General features: G+C 69.0%; 14 protein-coding genes. 7 read left to right on the top strand and 7 right to left on the bottom strand.

Annotated features, from left to right (window positions below):
- Nucleotides 1-117 precede the first annotated feature (117 nt).
- A complete protein-coding gene (locus tag AC6EI8_RS16140; protein ID WP_150082557.1) occupies nt 118-894 on the bottom strand; it encodes an enoyl-CoA hydratase in 777 nt (258 codons plus the stop codon).
- Nucleotides 895-1,251: 357 nt separating this feature from the next.
- On the opposite strand from AC6EI8_RS16140, the gene paaG reads away from it, so the two are divergent.
- The 3 genes from paaG to paaK all read left to right on the top strand — a co-directional run bounded on the left by paaG (nt 1,252) and on the right by paaK (nt 4,002).
- Nucleotides 1,252-2,073 (top strand): 2-(1,2-epoxy-1,2-dihydrophenyl)acetyl-CoA isomerase PaaG, encoded by an 822-nt coding sequence (gene paaG / locus AC6EI8_RS16135; protein ID WP_150082558.1) that lies wholly within the window; start codon nt 1,252-1,254, stop codon nt 2,071-2,073.
- A 38-nt stretch (nt 2,074-2,111) separates the two neighbouring features.
- Nucleotides 2,112-2,555, top strand: coding sequence for a hydroxyphenylacetyl-CoA thioesterase PaaI (gene paaI / locus AC6EI8_RS16130; protein WP_226109428.1), 444 nt, complete (start codon nt 2,112-2,114; stop codon nt 2,553-2,555).
- A gap of 142 nt (nt 2,556-2,697) precedes the next feature.
- Complete coding sequence (gene paaK, locus AC6EI8_RS16125; RefSeq protein ID WP_498382372.1) at nt 2,698-4,002, top strand: phenylacetate--CoA ligase PaaK; 1,305 nt, start codon at nt 2,698-2,700, stop codon at nt 4,000-4,002.
- 198 nt (nt 4,003-4,200) lie between these two features.
- Here paaK and mltA read toward each other — a convergent pair whose 3' ends face one another.
- A complete protein-coding gene (mltA, locus tag AC6EI8_RS16120; protein ID WP_150082561.1) occupies nt 4,201-5,373 on the bottom strand; it encodes a murein transglycosylase A in 1,173 nt (390 codons plus the stop codon).
- Between the two features lie 216 nt (nt 5,374-5,589).
- Here mltA and AC6EI8_RS16115 point away from each other — a divergent pair, with 216 nt between their 5' ends.
- Nucleotides 5,590-5,838 (top strand): hypothetical protein, encoded by a 249-nt coding sequence (locus tag AC6EI8_RS16115; protein ID WP_265632875.1) that lies wholly within the window; start codon nt 5,590-5,592, stop codon nt 5,836-5,838.
- A 49-nt stretch (nt 5,839-5,887) separates the two neighbouring features.
- Here AC6EI8_RS16115 and apaG read toward each other — a convergent pair whose 3' ends face one another.
- Nucleotides 5,888-6,262, bottom strand: a complete 375-nt coding sequence (gene apaG, locus AC6EI8_RS16110; RefSeq protein ID WP_006579374.1) for a Co2+/Mg2+ efflux facilitator ApaG/CorD — start codon at nt 6,260-6,262, stop codon at nt 5,888-5,890.
- A gap of 260 nt (nt 6,263-6,522) precedes the next feature.
- Here apaG and rpe point away from each other — a divergent pair, with 260 nt between their 5' ends.
- From rpe to trpE, 3 genes are all read left to right on the top strand, one after another.
- Nucleotides 6,523-7,224 (top strand): ribulose-phosphate 3-epimerase, encoded by a 702-nt coding sequence (gene rpe, locus AC6EI8_RS16105; RefSeq protein WP_149319640.1) that lies wholly within the window; start codon nt 6,523-6,525, stop codon nt 7,222-7,224.
- Complete coding sequence (gph, locus tag AC6EI8_RS16100; RefSeq protein ID WP_498382371.1) at nt 7,224-7,952, top strand: phosphoglycolate phosphatase; 729 nt, start codon at nt 7,224-7,226, stop codon at nt 7,950-7,952. Before rpe ends, gph begins: the two co-directional genes overlap by 1 nt.
- 507 nt (nt 7,953-8,459) lie before the next feature.
- Nucleotides 8,460-9,980: an anthranilate synthase component I gene (trpE, locus tag AC6EI8_RS16095; protein ID WP_150082564.1), complete on the top strand. Its 1,521-nt coding sequence runs from the start codon at nt 8,460-8,462 to the stop codon at nt 9,978-9,980.
- 102 nt (nt 9,981-10,082) lie between these two features.
- Here the strand turns inward: trpE and pgaD are convergent, their stop codons facing one another.
- From pgaD to pgaA, 4 genes are all read right to left on the bottom strand, one after another.
- The gene (pgaD, locus tag AC6EI8_RS16090; protein ID WP_149319643.1) at nt 10,083-10,547 is read right to left on the bottom strand and encodes a poly-beta-1,6-N-acetyl-D-glucosamine biosynthesis protein PgaD; all 465 of its coding nucleotides are present in this window, start codon (nt 10,545-10,547) and stop codon (nt 10,083-10,085) included.
- Nucleotides 10,547-11,878, bottom strand: a complete 1,332-nt coding sequence (gene pgaC / locus AC6EI8_RS16085; RefSeq protein WP_149319644.1) for a poly-beta-1,6-N-acetyl-D-glucosamine synthase — start codon at nt 11,876-11,878, stop codon at nt 10,547-10,549. The genes pgaD and pgaC overlap by 1 nt, the downstream gene beginning before the upstream one ends.
- Nucleotides 11,875-13,902: a poly-beta-1,6-N-acetyl-D-glucosamine N-deacetylase PgaB gene (pgaB, locus tag AC6EI8_RS16080; protein WP_498382370.1), complete on the bottom strand. Its 2,028-nt coding sequence runs from the start codon at nt 13,900-13,902 to the stop codon at nt 11,875-11,877. Before pgaB ends, pgaC begins: the two co-directional genes overlap by 4 nt.
- A gap of 14 nt (nt 13,903-13,916) precedes the next feature.
- On the bottom strand, nt 13,917-16,040 hold a 2,124-nt coding region (gene pgaA, locus AC6EI8_RS16075), incomplete at its 5' end, for a poly-beta-1,6 N-acetyl-D-glucosamine export porin PgaA (RefSeq protein ID WP_498382369.1).

Here is a 16,040-nt window from a genome sequence, read left to right as displayed (position 1 = left end):
GCGCCTTCCCCGCCAACCCCGCCGCCGTTCGGCTGCGAGGGGGCGAATATTAAGGGAGGGCGCGCCGCCTGGCAATACCTTTGTCATCTTTTTATGCCAGGCGGCGCGGCGGCCGCTTCAGCGGTGCTGGAAGTTGGGCGCGCGCTTCTCGACGAAGGCGGCCATGCCCTCCTTCTGATCCTCGGTGGCGAAGGTCGAGTGGAACAACCGGCGCTCCAGGTGCACGCCTTCGCTCAGTGAGGTCTCGTAGGCCGCGTTGACCGACTCCTTGATCATCATCACGACCGGCAGCGAGAAGCCGGCAATGGTCTCGGCAGCGGTGACCGCCTCGTCGATCAGCTTGTCGGCCGCCACCACGCGGGACACCAGGCCGGCGCGTTCGGCCTCGGTGGCGTCCATCATGCGCGCGGTCAGGCACAGATCCATCGCCTTGGCCTTGGACACCGCGCGCGGCAGCCGCTGCGTGCCGCCGGCGCCGGGCATCGTGCCGAGCTTGATCTCGGGCTGGCCAAACTTGGCGGTGTCGGCGGCGATCACGATGTCGCACATCATCGCCAGCTCACAGCCGCCGCCGAGCGCGTAACCGGCCACCGCGGCGATCACCGGCTTGCGGATGCGGCGGATCGTCTCCCAGTTGCGGGTGATGTACTCGCCCTTGTAGACATCCATATAGCTGTACTTCGCCATCATGCCGATGTCCGCGCCCGCGGCGAAGGCGCGTTCGCTGCCGGTGATCACGATGCAGCCGATGCCCTCGTCCTGGTCGAAGGCCGTCAGCGCGGCGCCCAGTTCGTCCATCAGCGCGTCGTTGAGCGCATTCAGCGCTTTTGGACGATTCAGCGTGACCAGCCCGACGCGGCCACGGTTTTCCACCAGGATGTTCTCGTACGCCATGGGTTTCCTCTGTCTCCAATGAAAAAAAGGGATGCGGGCCTTGGATGCGGGCCTTGATCGCGAGCCCGGAAGCATCGCTGCGACCCGCAACGATACCCGGCTTCGCCGCCACGCGGCTATTGCGGACACTACGCGGGCACGACGCGGACACGACACGCTCGCAAACCGGCGGCCGGCCATAGCAAACCACAAAAGATTAATGCTAACATTTGCCGACCGACTGGTCGGTTAATTAAAACGACCGTCGCGCTTCCCTACAATGCCAGACGGAGCCGCCACCCGGCTTCGTTCCAGAACAACCTTCCGGAGCGGCCGCCGCAGCGCCTCCGCAACCGGGACATGGCAGGAGACAAGCCCATGCACGCCACGCCCACGCCGTCGCACCGCACCGCCGTCGAGGCCGGCCCGGTACTGCTCGCCTGGCACGGCGACGTCGCCGTCGTCACGCTGAACCGCCCCGACAAGCTCAACAGCTTCACCCGCGAGATGCATGCCGCGCTGGTGCAGGCGCTGGACCATGCGGAAGCGGGCCACGCGCGCGCCCTGCTGCTGACCGGAGCCGGGCGCGGCTTCTGCGCCGGACAGGATCTGGCGGACCTGGATTTCACGCCGGGCCGCATGACCGATCTGGGCGACCTGATCGACAGCGCCTTCAATCCGCTGGTGCGCCGGCTGCAGTCGATGCCGCTGCCGGTCATCGCCGCGGTCAACGGTACGGCCGCGGGTGCCGGCGCCAATCTGGCTCTGGCCTGCGACATCGTGCTGGCCGCCCGCTCGGCCAGCTTCATCCAGGCCTTCGTCAAGATCGGACTGGTGCCGGATTCGGGCGGCACCTGGTTCCTGCCCAAGCGGCTCGGCATGGCGCGCGCGCTGGGACTGGCCATGACCGGCGACAAGCTGTCGGCCGACGAGGCCGAGAAGTGGGGCCTGATCTGGGAAGCGATGGACGACCCGCTGCTGATGGAACAGGCGCTGGCGCTGGCCACGCACCTGGCCGCGCAGCCGACCCGCGCGCTGGCGGCGATCAAGCGCGCGATATACGCCAGCGCGACGCAGACGCTCGACGCGCAGCTCGACATGGAGCGCGACCTGCAGCGCGCGCTCGGCGGATCGCACGACTACGCGGAGGGCGTCAACGCCTTCCTCGAGAAGCGCGCCCCGCGTTTCACCGGTCAGTAACGCCGCCCCCTCCCCCTTCTTCTCTTCAGGAGATCCGCTTGAGTCCCGATCCGCAAGCGCTGGCCGAAGCGGCCGCGGCCAGCATGTACGAGGCCGACAGCTGCAGCCGCTGGCTCGGCATCACCATCGACGCGATCGCCCCCGGCTATGCCCGGTTGTCGATGCCGGTGCGCAATGAATTCCTGAACGGCCACGGCATCTGCCACGGCGGCCTGATGTTCACGCTGGCCGATTCGTGCTTCGCCTTCGCCTGCAACAGCCACAACCTCAACACGGTCGCCGCCGGCTGCAGCATCGAGTTCCTGAAGCCGGTCCGCGGCGGCGACGTGCTGACCGCCGAGGCAAGCGAGCAGGTCCTGTCGGGCCGGCACGGCATCTACGACATCCGCGTGACCAACCGCGACGGCGAGGTGGTGGCGATGTTCCGCGGCAAGTCGGCGCAGATCAAGGGCCATGTCGTGCCGCCGCCCGAAGCGGGCTGACAACGGCCCACCTTCCATCGCCCAACCGTTGCAGCCGGCCCGCAGCGATACCCATGGCAACAACCCAGGCAACACCCGGGGCCACACCAGTAGCCACATCCGTAGCCACACCCCCAAGCGCCACCCATAGCAGGAGAGAACGATGAGCACGCGCCTGACCGATCTGCCGCTGGAGCCGATCGAGACCGCCAGCCGCGACGAATTGCAGGCCTTGCAGCTGCAGTGCCTGAAGTGGTCGCTCGACCATGCGTATCAGCATTCGCCGGTCTATCGGCGCAAGTTCGACGAGGCGGGGGTGCACCCGGAGGATCTGAAATCGCTGGCCGACCTGGCGCGCTTTCCGTTCACCACCAAGCAGGACCTGCGCGACAACTACCCGTTCGGCATGTTCGCGGTGCCGCAGGACCAGGTCGCGCGCATCCACGCCTCCTCGGGCACCACCGGCAAACCCACCGTGGTGGGCTATACGCTGCGCGACATCGACACCTGGGCCACGGTGATGGCGCGCTCGATCCGCGCCTCGGGCGCACGGCGCGGCGACAAGGTCCATATCAGCTACGGCTACGGCCTGTTCACCGGCGGCCTGGGCGCGCACTACGGCGTCGAGAAGGCGGGCCTGACGGCGATCCCGTTCGGCGGCGGCCAGACCGAGCGGCAGGTGCAGCTGATCCAGGACTTCCGCCCCGAGATCATCATGGTGACGCCCAGCTACATGCTGGCGATCGCCGACGAATTCGAGCGCCAGGGGCTCGACCCGGCCGCCAGCTCGCTGCAGGTCGGCATCTTCGGCGCGGAGCCGTGGACGCCCGAGATGCGCGTGGCGATCGAGCGGCGCATGGGCATTTCCGCGGTCGACATCTATGGGTTATCCGAGGTGATGGGCCCGGGCGTGGCCAACGAGTGCGCCGAGACCAAGGACGGCCCGACCATCTGGGAGGACCACTTCTATCCCGAGATCATCGACCCGAACACCGGCGAGGTACTGCCCGACGGCAGCTTCGGCGAGCTGGTGTTCACCTCGCTGAGCAAGGAGGCGCTGCCGATCGTCCGCTATCGCACGCGCGACCTGACCCGGCTGCTGCCCGGTACCGCGCGGCCCGCGTTCCGCCGGATGGAGAAGATCACCGGCCGCTCCGACGACATGATGATCATCCGCGGGGTCAACGTGTTTCCGTCGCAGATCGAGGAACTGATCCTGAAGCACGCCGAGCTGGCGCCGCACTACCAGTGCGTGCTCGGCAAGGAAGGCCATCTCGATACGCTGACCGTGCGCGTCGAATGCGCGCATGGCGTCGAGCCCGACACCGTGCGTCAGGCGCGCGATACGTTGATGCACGAGATCAAGGCCTATATCGGCGTGACCGTGGCGCTGGAGATCCTGCCATCGGGCGGGGTCGAGCGCTCGGTCGGCAAGGCGCGGCGGATCGTCGACCAGCGGCCGCGCTGAATCGCGCCGAATCTCGCTGAAGCACCCTGACCCACGCTTATGGGCGCTGCGGTCCCTGATCCGCGCTAACCCGCGCTAACCCGCGCTAATCCGCGCTAATCCGCGCCAACCAACGCTGAAGCGCGCTGCCCGACGCTGATCGGCGCTGCGGCCGCCGACCCGCGCCGAACCGCGCTGCGCCCCGCCGATACCGCCCGCTCAGCTGCGCGGCATCAGCACCCACATCCGGCCGGCCTGCTTCATGCGGCCGGCCGTCTCGCCCGCGGCATCGCCCGCGCCCCAGAAGAAGTCGGCCCGCACGCCGCCCTTGATCGCGCTGCCGGTGTCCTGCGCGAACACCAGCCGCTCGATCGGCTCGCTCGACAGCGGCCGCGTGGTCGACAGGAACACCGGCACGCCGAGCGGGATGGTGGCCGGATCGACGGCGATCGAGCGCTCCGGCGTCAGCGGCACGCCCAGCGCGCCGATCGGGCCGTCGTTGTTCGGCGGCAGCTCGCGGAAGAACACATAGCGCGGATTGACGTTCAGCATCTCCTCGACCCGCGCCGGATTGGCGCGCGCCCAGGCCTTGATGCCCTGCATGGTGGCCTGCGCCGGCGTGATCTCGCCCCGGTCCAGCAGCCATTTCCCGAAGGAGCGGAACGGCTGGTCATTGGTGCCGCCGAAGCCGACCCGCATCATGGTGCCGTCGGCCAGGCGAATACGGCCGGAGCCCTGGATCTGCAGGAAGGCGGCCTCGACCGCGTCGTCGACCCAGACCACCTCGTTGCCGCGCAGCGCCGGATCGCGCAGCAGCTGCGCGCGCGGCGGCAGCGGCCGGTTGCCCCATTGCGGCGGCTTGCGGTGCAGCGGGATCTGGTAGGCGCCCTGGCGCGTGCGAGACCCATGCAGGATCGGCTCGTAGTAGCCCGTCACCAGTCCACTGTCGGTGCCGTCGCCGTTGATGACCCGGTACGGCTGGAAATGCTGCTCGAAGTAGCCGCGCAGCGCCTGCGGATCGCTGGCATCGACCATCAGCCCGGCCGTGCAGGGGGCGCGCCATTCGGGGCGCTTCTTCAGCGCCTGGCAGCTGGCCTGCAGCGCCGGCCACGCGGCCCGCACGTCGTCGCGCGTCCAGCCGCCGATCTCGCTCCAGCTTGCCGGCTGCAGGCGGCCCTTGCCGCCCGCCCCGGTCACCGGGGGCGTCGGCTGTCCGGTTTCGATGCGCGGCGGCGGACCGCTGACGCAACCGGCCAGCACGGCGGCCGCACCGACGATGGCCCACAGCGCGCGGGCGCCGGGCAGGTGGCTGGCGACGCCGGCAGTGCGGGGAGAGCGGGTGGAAAACAGGGGAAGACGGCGGATGGCGAAAGCGGAGTCGTGGTCAGTCATCGTTTGCGTTGTGGTTGTCGCCCGGCGAGGCCGCGGCGGCAAGGACAGTGGCAAGGTTGGTGGCGCACAGCGGCGCGGACGCGGACCGGCCGGAGGCCGATGCCATACAATGCTCGGGCTGGTTCGGACAGAATTCTGCGGGCAATTTCCGCAGGCGAATCCGCGGGCGGATTCCGCCATGCCGGACCGGCTTTGCCTCGAACGCGGGAATCATCCATGAGTGAATTCTTTCAAGACCATCCCATGCTGCTGTTCGCCCTCGAGGCCGGCGTGGCGCTGTTCCTGCTGATCTTCATCGTCGTCTGGACGATGGGCACGGCGAAGAAGCATCCGCGCCCCAGCCGCGCCCCGGCCGATCACCCGTCGCGCGCCTCTTCGGCGGCGCCGGGCCAATCCGCGCAGGCGGGCCAGGCAAACCACGCCGCGGGGCAGGCGCACAGCAAGGACAACGCGCCGGGCGCCTAGGTTCCGGCGGCGATTCCCACCGCGGCCCGAACCGGTTTCCCGCCGCGCCTCAATGCAGCATGCGCGGCAGCACCAGCGCGAACTCGGGAATCGGCACCTCGAAGCGATGGCCGTCCTCGGCCACGCAGAAATACTTGCCCTTCATCGAGCCGACCGGCGTGGAGATCGTCGCCCAGCTGGTGTACTCGAAATGCTCGCCCGGCTTGAGCAGCGGCTGGTGCCCGACCACGCCGAGCCCCGCCACCTCCTGCGTGGCGTTGTCGCTGTCGGTGATCTGCCAGTGCCGCGAGATCAGTTGGGCCGCGACCTCGCCGGTGTTCTGGATCGTGATGGTGTAGGCAAAGGCATGGCGTCCGTGTTCCGGGTCGGACTGATCGGGCAGATACTGCGTGCGCACGGAAACGGAAAAAGCGTACTCGCTCATTGTGGGGAAGGCCTGTGGCAGGACAAGGGTAGCGGCATTGTGCGGCAAGGGCAGGGGTGCGGCAAGTCGGCCCGGCGCCGCGGCCGGCCCGGACCGGCGTCCGCCCCGCCGCCCTCGCCCGCTGCAAAGGCGGCGTAAAATGGCGCCCTTGTGCGCCGGCCGCACTGGCGGGACGCGCCCTTGCATCCTTGCCACGTCGCCACGTCGCCGCAACCCGAGCCGCAACCCGAGCCGCAAACCAAGCCGTCACCCACGCCATCATGAGCACGCCCACCTACCGCATCGCCCCGTCCATCCTGTCCGCCGACTTCGCCCGCCTGGGCGAGGAAGTGCGCCGCGTCACCGAGGCCGGCGCCGACTGGATCCACTTCGACGTGATGGACAACCACTACGTGCCGAACCTGACGGTCGGCCCGCTGGTCTGCGAGGCGATCCGCCCGCACGTGACCGCACCGATCGACGTGCACCTGATGGTCCGCCCGGTCGACCGCATCATCCCGGACTTCGCCAAGGCCGGCGCCAACATCATCACCTTCCATCCCGAGGCGAGCGATCATGTCGACCGCTCGCTGGCGCTGATCCGCGACCACGGCTGCCAGGCCGGCCTGGTATTCAATCCGGCCACGCCGCTGCACCATCTTGACCACGTGATGGACCGGCTCGACGTGATCCTGCTGATGTCGGTCAACCCGGGCTTCGGCGGCCAGGCCTTCATCCCCGAGACGCTGAACAAGCTGCGCGCGGTGCGCGAGCGCATCGACGCCTACGCCGCCCGCACCGGGCGCACGATCCTGCTGGAGGTCGATGGCGGCGTGAAGGTCGAGAACATCGCGCAGATCGCCGCGGCCGGGGCCGACACCTTCGTCGCCGGCTCGGCGGTGTTCGGCAAGCCCGACGCCGACGGCGGCTATCGCGGCGTGCTGTCGGCCTTGCGCGCCGAGCTGGCCAAGGCGGGCCAGTGATGGAAGGGGCGACGCTCAAGCGCACCGACTGGCGCGGCATCCGCGGGGCCATCGTCGACCTGGACGGCACCATGGTCGATACCGCGGGCGACTTCCATGCGGCGGTCAACGCAATGCTGCAGGCGCTGTCGCATCTGCATCCGGCGCTTGGGGACATCGCCCCGCTGCCCCTCCCCGAGATCGTCAGCTTCGTCGGCAAGGGCTCGGAGAACCTGATCCGGCGCGTGCTCGACACGCGCCTTCCGCCCGCCGCGGCCAACGGCCTGTTCGCCGACGCGCTGGCGCTGTACAACCGCGAATACCTGCGCATCAACGGCCAGTTCTCGGCGGTCTATCCCGGCGTGGAGGCGGGGCTGGCCGCGCTGAAGGCCGCCGGCCTGCGGCTGGCGTGCGTCACCAACAAGCCGCACGACTTCACCGCGCCGCTGCTGGACAAGTCCGGCCTCGCGCCCTATTTCGAGCTGGTCTACGGCGGCGATGCCTTTCCGTTCCGCAAGCCGGACCCGCTGCCGCTGCTGAAGGTATGCGAGGCGTTCCGCCTCGAACCGGCGCAGATGGTGGCGATCGGCGACTCGGAAAACGACGCGATGGCGGCCCGCGCGGCCGGTATCGGCGTGCTGCTGGTGCCCTATGGCTACAACCATGGCAACCCTGTACAAGGCGTCGACGCCGATGGTATAGTCGGCTCGCTTGTCAAGGCTGCTGAGATCTTGACGGCACACCGGTAGTCTCCGGGCAGTTTCCGATGCCAGCCCCGGCCGTTCCAATTGCAATGGCGCCGGGCCTCCGGCAATCCGCGAGACCGCCCTCTCCGCATCCCGCGCAGACACCCCGAACACGATTTCATGTTCCTGAACCGCAAACGCATCTTTACTGACAGTGATCGGCAGGCCTGGCCCTGGCGTCGCTGGCGCGCCTCCCAACAGGCGTAAAGTGCGTTCGCGACTGCGCTGATCGCGCCCGTCCGATTCGATCGGCGAGGCGTTTCGATCAGACCGGCGGTCCTTGCCGGCCCGGTTCCCCTTCCCGGCAATCCCTGCTAGCGTTACCCGAACGCGCATTACGCCCCCCTGGCTCGACACGGAGCGACAGCGGAACGACCGGCCCATCGGCCCGTCCGCATGCCCCCTCGAGCCGCCCGACGGGGCCGGTGCTTCGGCCATCCAGCCCCTCCCAGAATCGCCCGCCGGGGATCGCGTTGCCGCAGCCCCCGTGCGCCGTCCCAGAGGACCGTCATGACCGAACTCGAATTCAAATCGCTGGCCGACCAGGGCTACAACCGCATTCCGCTGATCGCGGAGGCCTTCGCCGACCTCGAGACGCCGCTGTCGCTGTACCTGAAGCTGGCGCAGTCGCAAACCCGCGGCGTCAACACCTTCCTGCTCGAATCGGTGGTCGGCGGCGAACGCTTCGGCCGCTATTCCTTCATCGGCCTGCATGCGCGCACGCTGCTGCGCGCCTACGGGCAGCGCACCGAGGTGGTGACCGACGGCAAGGTGGTCGAGACCCACGAGGGCAATCCGCTGGACTTCATCGCCGCCTTCGAGCGGCGCTTCAAGGTCGCGCTGCGCCCCGGCCTGCCCCGCTTCTGCGGCGGCCTGGCCGGCTACTTCGGCTACGACACGGTGCGCTATATCGAGAAGAAGCTGGCCGACACGCAGAAGCCCGACGACCTGGGCCTGCCCGATATCCAGCTGCTGCTGTGCGAGGAGCTGGCTGTGATCGACAACCTGTCGGGCAAGCTCTATCTGATCGTCTACGCCGACCCCGGCATGCCCGAGGCCTATTCGCGCGCGCGCCAGCGGCTGCGCGACCTGCGCATGAAGCTGCGCCAGCCGGTCGACGTGCCGGTCACCAGCCCGTCGGTGCAGACCGAGGTCTACCGTGAATTCGACAAGGCCGACTACCTGGCCGCGGTGGCCAAGGCCAAGGAATACATCGTCGCCGGCGACATGATGCAGGTGCAGATCGGCCAGCGGTTGACCAAGCCCTATCGCGACGCGCCGCTGTCGCTGTACCGCGCGCTGCGTTCGCTGAACCCGTCGCCGTACATGTACTTCTACAACTTCGGCGACTTCCAGATCGTCGGCGCCTCGCCGGAGATCCTGGTGCGTCAGGAAACGCGCCGCACCAGCGAACAGGGCGAGACGCGCTCGCGCCGCGTGGTGACGATCCGCCCGCTGGCCGGCACGCGGCCGCGCGGCAATACGCCCGAGCGCGACGCGCAGCTGGCCACGGAGCTGCTCAACGACCCGAAGGAGATCGCCGAGCACGTGATGCTGATCGACCTGGCCCGCAACGACATCGGCCGCATCGCGGAAACCGGCTCGGTCAAGGTCACCGACCAGATGGTGATCGAGAAATACTCGCACGTGCAGCACATCGTCAGCTCGGTCGAGGGCACGCTGAAGGACGGCATCAGCAATCTGGACGTGCTGCGCGCCACCTTCCCCGCCGGCACGCTGAGCGGCGCGCCGAAGGTGCGGGCGATGGAGATCATCGACGAGCTGGAACCGCGCAAGCGCGGCATCTACGGCGGCGCGGTCGGCTATCTGTCGTTCGGCGGCGAGATGGACCTGGCGATCGCGATCCGCACCGGCATCGTCAAGGACGGCAATCTCTATGTGCAGGCGGCCGCCGGCATCGTGGCGGACTCCGATCCCGACGCCGAATGGCGCGAGACCGAGGCCAAGGCGCGCGCGGTGATCCGCGCCGCCGAGCAGGTCCAGGACGGGCTGGACTCGGACTTCGCGTAAGCGACAGGTAGAAACCGTCGCCCCCGCGAACGCGGGGGCCAGCGGCCCCGTCGCCGCCGCATCGAAGCCATCCGGTTCCCGCCAGCGCGGGAACGACGGCCTTTACTTCACCGCCGCCGGCTCCCGGGCCAAGGTCTGCGGCAGATGCACGTCGGCGATGGTGCCGTCGCCCTCATGGTCGACCACGGCCACCTTGGCCCGCTGCAGCGCGCGCAGCTGCTGGCCCGACACGTTGAAGCTGCGTGCCAGCTCGTCGTCGCGCAGGGCCGGAATCGGCTTGCGCCGATCGAGCCCGGAGAAGCGGTACTGGTTGTACAGCGCCCAGGTCAGCAGCACCACGCCGTTGAACAGCCCCACCACCACGTAGATCGACAGCGTGCCGGCGGTCGGCAGCAGCGCCGACCAGAACGGCACGTCGGGTCCGGCATTGGCGTGCCGCAGCACCGCCAGCAGCCCGGTCACGCACAGGTAGCCGAAGCCGATCCACGCCAGCGCGGTCAGCAGCGCATCGATCAGCCAGCCCAGCCGCGTGCGCCGGGTGCGAACGATCATGTCATCGGGATTCATCACGACCTCATCGACTTGATGCCGCGATCCGGGCTGGTCCAACGGGCACGGCGCCGGGTCTTGAGCATGACTTTGGGAAAGGCCATCAGCGTGGTCAGCATGCCGATCATCCAGAAGGCAAGCGGATACCAGATGGTCCAGTACATCGAACGGCCGAGCTTGGGCTCGTAGCGGCGGTCGATCGCCACGCTGATGGCGAACTGCAGCACGCACACCACCGCCAGCACCATGCCGGTGAAGCCCGGCGGCACCAGCCGCTCGATGTGCAGGTTGTCGGGCAGGTCGACGAAATGGCCGAGCGCCCACAGGATGATCGACATCGCGAAGATGAACGCCCAGCCCGCCGACAGGCAGTACTCGGCCATCAGCGGCCACAGCCGGCGATGGCGCCAGATCCAGATCGAGCGCACGTTCTTCAGGAACACCTCGGCGCCGCCCTGGGCCCAGCGCAGCCGCTGCTTCCACAGCCCGCGCAGCGTCTCCGGCATCAGGATCCAGCACAGCGCGCGCGGCTCGTAGAAGATCGACCAGTGGTCGCGCTGCAGCTTCCAGCTGATGTCGATGTCCTCGGTGATCATGTCCAGGCTCCAGTAGCCGGCGCGATCGAGCGCGCGGCGCCGGAAGGCCGCCACCACGCCGGACACCGTGAAGACCTGGCCATAGACGCGCTGGGTGCGCTTGATCAGCCCGATGATCGAGGAGAACTCGCCCACCTGGATGCGGCCGATCAGCGTCGAACGGGTGCGGATGCGCGGGTTGCCGGTCACCGCGCCGACGCGCGGGTTGTCGACCATCGGCGCGACCAGATAGGCGGCGGCATCCGGATCGAGCACCGCGTCGCCGTCGATGCAGACCAGATACTCGCCGCGCGCGGCCAGCGCGCCCATGCGCAGCGCCATCGCCTTGCCCTGGTTCTGGGCCAGGTGGACCACGCGCAGCCGCTCGTGCTTCGCCGCCATCGCGTCGAGCAGCGCGCCGGTGCCGTCGCGCGAGCCGTCGTTGATGGCGATCACCTCGAAGTTCGGATAGCGCTGCGCCAGCGCGGCGCGCAGCGTTTCCTCGCCGTTCTTCTCCTCGTTGAAGCACGGCACCAGGATCGAGATGAAGGGCTCGCCTGCCACCTTGGGCGGCTGGCGATCCTCATCCCAGGACCACTTGCGTTCCCAGTGCCACCAGTAATAGACGCCGCCGGCCATCCACAGCCCCGACATGAACAGCGGGTAGAAGAAGACGAAGGCAAGCAGCAGGTCGCCGGTCGCCACCACGGCCAAGCCGATCGGCAGGCCGAGCGCGATGCACAGGACGATCAGGGCAAATAGACGTTCGATCATGGCGCGGGATACCAGGCGTTGGACAGCGCCGGCCGGATCACGTCGAGCCGAGGCTGGTTGTTATGGAAGTCGTCCGGGTAGTAGCCGAAGCTGCGGGCGCCGCGGCGCTGCAGGCGCTGCATCCAGCCCGCCAGCACGGCGCTGTCCACCGGCGGCGCATCGGCCTTGCGCCAGTCGCGGCCCTGCAGCTCGAACACCGTGCGGCGCAGCGCGCCGGGACGCCGGGCCACGGTGTCGACCAGCGAGTCCAGCCAGGCGTTCTCCTTGCCGGCCGGGACCTGCTCCATGTAGGGCATGGCCATCGGCGCGGTCCAGTCGTAGGCGGCGAGGAAGTCGTCGAGGTTCTGCGCGAACCAGGCCTCGCTCTCCGGCTGCAGGATCGGCGCGGCGAAGATATTGCGCGCGGTCTTGATCGCCGGGCCGCGAATGGCGCGCACCTTGGCGGTCAGCTCGTGCGTGAAGTCGACCAGGGCACGGCTCTTGAATCGCGTCCAGCGCTGCATCGTTTCCGGATTCGCGCGCAGGGCCTCGATCGAGTCGGGCAGCCCGGCCTTGCGATATGCCGCGAGGGCCGGCGCGCTGGCATCCTCGAAGTCGCTCAGCAGCGCGTCGTCGTGGAACAGGATGCCGTCGAACATCGCATGGCGCGCCAGGTCCTCGTACAGCTCGCCGATGCGCTGGCGGGCCAGCGGATCGAACGGCGACAGGCGGCGGTACTGCTTCGGGTCGACGTCGGTGCGGCCGCTCTCTGGATCCCAGCGCGTCACGCGGGCGATCGACTTGTCCAGGTCCAGGCTCAGCACCGGCATCCACGCATAGAGCTTGACGTCGGCGCGGTTGCGCAGCTGCCAGGCCACGCGGTTGAACAGGTCGGCGCGGACCGGCAGCACGCGGTTGGGAAAGTAGACCGACTTCACCAGGCCGCTGGCATCCGGATCGGCGAAGGCCTGCAGGAACACCGTGTCGATCTTCAGATCGAAGATGCGCTGCACCAGCTTGTCCAGGTTGCGGTCCATCTGCGCCGGATCGGCGTCGTAGACGTAGTCCAGGTCCACGTGGGCGACGCGCATGGTCTGCTGCTCGTCCATGTCCACCACCGACTGCGCGAAGCTGCGCAGGCCCGGATCGTTGGCCAGCAGCATGCGCGCGCCCGACATCATGCGATCGACCCTGGCCAGTCCGTCCTCCAGCGTCAGCGCCATCTGGTAGCCGTTCTCGCCGATGATGCGCAGCGCCGTGCCGCCCTCGGCGCCATACGGCCAGATCCAGACGCGCACCGGCTTGCCGGTGATGCGGTGAACCTTCTCGGTGATCCGCTTGACGTCGTTGCGCACGCGGGCCTCGTAGGCGGCATCGGTCTCGTACTTGCCGGTCTGCTTGTCGAAGGCACGCACCGCCGCGACCGGCTGCGTGTTCCCTTGCGGGTTGGCCAGCACGCCGTAGTGATGCGCGTCGGTGTGCGCGCCGATCTCGACCAGCCCCGAGGCGGCGATCTCGCGCACCTGCTGCCAGGTCAGCATGCGATCGCGCTCGGTGGGCTTGCCGCCGAAATCGACCGGCTCGGTATCCGGCGTGTCGAGCCACACGCCGACCGGTGCCAGCACGGCGGGCCAGCGATAGGCCTTCAGGATCGGCAGCACGCGCGTATAGAAGCTGCGATAGCCGTCGTCGAAGGTCAGCAGCACGGCGCGGTCGGGCAGCGCCGGCCCGCCGTTGCGCGCGGCGAGGATCTGGTCGACGGTGACCGGCCGGTAGCCGTTCTCGCGCAACCACGCCAGTTGCTCGATCAGATGGTCGGTGCGCACGCTCAGGTAGGCCTGATCGGCGTCCTTGTCCTCGACGTCGTGGTACGCCAGCACCGCGACATGGTTGCGCGGCCAGGGCTGCTCGGCGTTGGCGACGGGGCGTTCGGCCGGGGGCGTGAACACCGGAATGTCCTTGGCGCAGGCGGCCAGCAGCATGGTGGCGACGGCCAGCAAGAGCAGCAGAAAAGCGCGATAGGGGCGCATCAAGGTTGCGTCCATGGCATGCATCCCGTTCAGAATCGATAGGTCAGGTCGAACACGATGCGCAGTTCGCGCTCGCGCCGGCCGTCGTAGGGGCGGCTGGTGCCGGTGATCGTGGCGCCGACGTCGAACACGTCGTTGGTGCGGAAGCGCTGGCCGTAGCCGATCAGCATCATGGCGCCGGTGCCGAAGCCGCGTTGCGCGTAGGCGCCCGCGCCGGCCAGGAAGTGCTGCTCCCAGGCGGTCTCGTAGCGGCGGTACAGCGTGTGGGTCAGCCGCACCGACGGCAGCATCGTCAGGTCCGAGCGCGGGTTGTAGTACGGCGTGTCGTCGCGCGTATTGCGCGAGGCCCACAGATCCACCAGCAGATCGGCCTTCAGATGCGGCGCGGTGTAGAAGCGCTGCACGCCGGTCACGCCGGCCTCGAGCCGGTCGTTGCCGTCGCTGAAGCGCGACGGCGCCACCGTGAACAGCCATTCGCTGCGCTCGCTGGCGCGGTAGCGCGTGAACACCGACAGCGTGTCGGCATAGATGCCTTGCTTGAGCGCGCGCAGCGGCGTGCCGGTCGAGCGCAGCGCGCCCGATGCGCCCACCTGCCAGCGGTCGTCGATGTCGTACTGCGCCGACAGCCGGCCGCCGGCACGGCCACCGCCGCCATACGAATGCGTGGAAACCTCGCCCTCGAGGGTCAGGTCGCGCACGCGGTACTGCACGCCGGTACGCGCCCAGCGGTAGTCGACGTTGCCCTCGTCGAAGCGTCCGGTCGCATAGCCGATACCGCCGAAGGCGCGCCAGTCATAGTTGATGGGCGGGCTGTACAGCACGGCCTCGATGCCGAAGTTGCCGTTGCCGACCACCGCGCTGTCATTTGCCAGGCCGCGATAGCCCTCGATGCGCAGTTCGGCCTTGTTGTGCACGTTCCATTCGCGATCGAGGCGCTTGACGGCCAGGTCCTCGGGATAGCGGGCCAGCGTGTCGTTGCGCAGCATCTCCGCCTGGCGCCACTCCTGCAGATCGAGCGCGGCGTGGCCCTGCTGGACCTCGAGCGGCACGCTGCGCGGGTCCAGCGTTTCGGCGAGCTTCAGCTCGCTCTCGGCGCGGCGCGGCCAGGCGCGCGCCCGGTAGACGTCGGCCAGCGCGACGCGCAGGCCCGAGTTGGCCGGCGCCTTCTGCACCAGTTCCTCCAGCTGCTGCTGCGCGTCGATGGTGTCGTCCGCCTGCCGGCGCGATTGCGCACGGACCTGGGCGGCGTCCAGCCACAGGTCGTTCGGCTGCGCGGCCGGCTGGCCCTGCACCCAGCGCCAGCGCGGCTGCTCGGCGCTCGCCTGCTGCACCACGTCGCCGGCCGGCGGGAATTTCTCGGCCTCGGCGTGCGAGTAGTACAGCCCGGTCTGCGCCGCCAGCCGCGCCTCGGTGTCGCCCTCCGGCGGATAGGCCTCGCTCAGCGCCTGCTGATACAGCTGCTCGGATTGTTCGGGCTGGCGCAGATACAGATAGGCGGCGGCGACATCGGTCAGCGCGTAGGCCGGCACCTGCACGCCCTCGGCGCGCAGCGACTCGTATTCGTCGACCACCTCGCGCATGCGCACGCGGGCATGCAGCGCGGCCAGCCGGTCGACGCGCGCGCGGCGCAGTTCGCTCTCGCCCTGCGGCCCGAGCGCGCGCAGTTGCGGCATCAGTTCGTCATAGCGCGCCAGCGCGCGGTCGGCGATGGCGAAGCGCTCGGCCTCGGTGCGGGTCGGCTTGTCGGCAAGACGCACCTGCTCGGCGACCGCGTCCAGCTGCAGCGACAGCCAGTCCATCCGGTCCAGCAGGCCGGGACGCTCGCCGGCGATGCGCAGCGCGGCCTCCGGCAGGCCGGCATGCTGCAGCGTGCGGACGTATTCGCGCACGATGTCGTTGCGCTGCGGCGCCAGCGTATTGGCCTTGTCGGCCTCGTACAGCGCTTCATACGGTTCCCGGGCGCGGATATGGGCGTACGCCAGCGCGATGCGCGCATCGGCGTTCGACGGCTGGCGGCGCACCAGCGCCCGGCCGGCGGAGATGGCGTCGGCGGTGCGGCCGCTGTCGGCCAGCGTCAGGATCTCGCCCAGCACGAAGTCCTGGCGCGCCGGGAAGCGCTGCTGGCCTTCCCGGTAGCGCGCCAGCGACGCGTC

It is taken from the genome of Cupriavidus sp. R6-3, from assembly GCF_059772245.1.
Note: the sequence above shows the minus strand (reverse complement) of the source record. Positions and strands in the feature narration are given on the sequence as shown.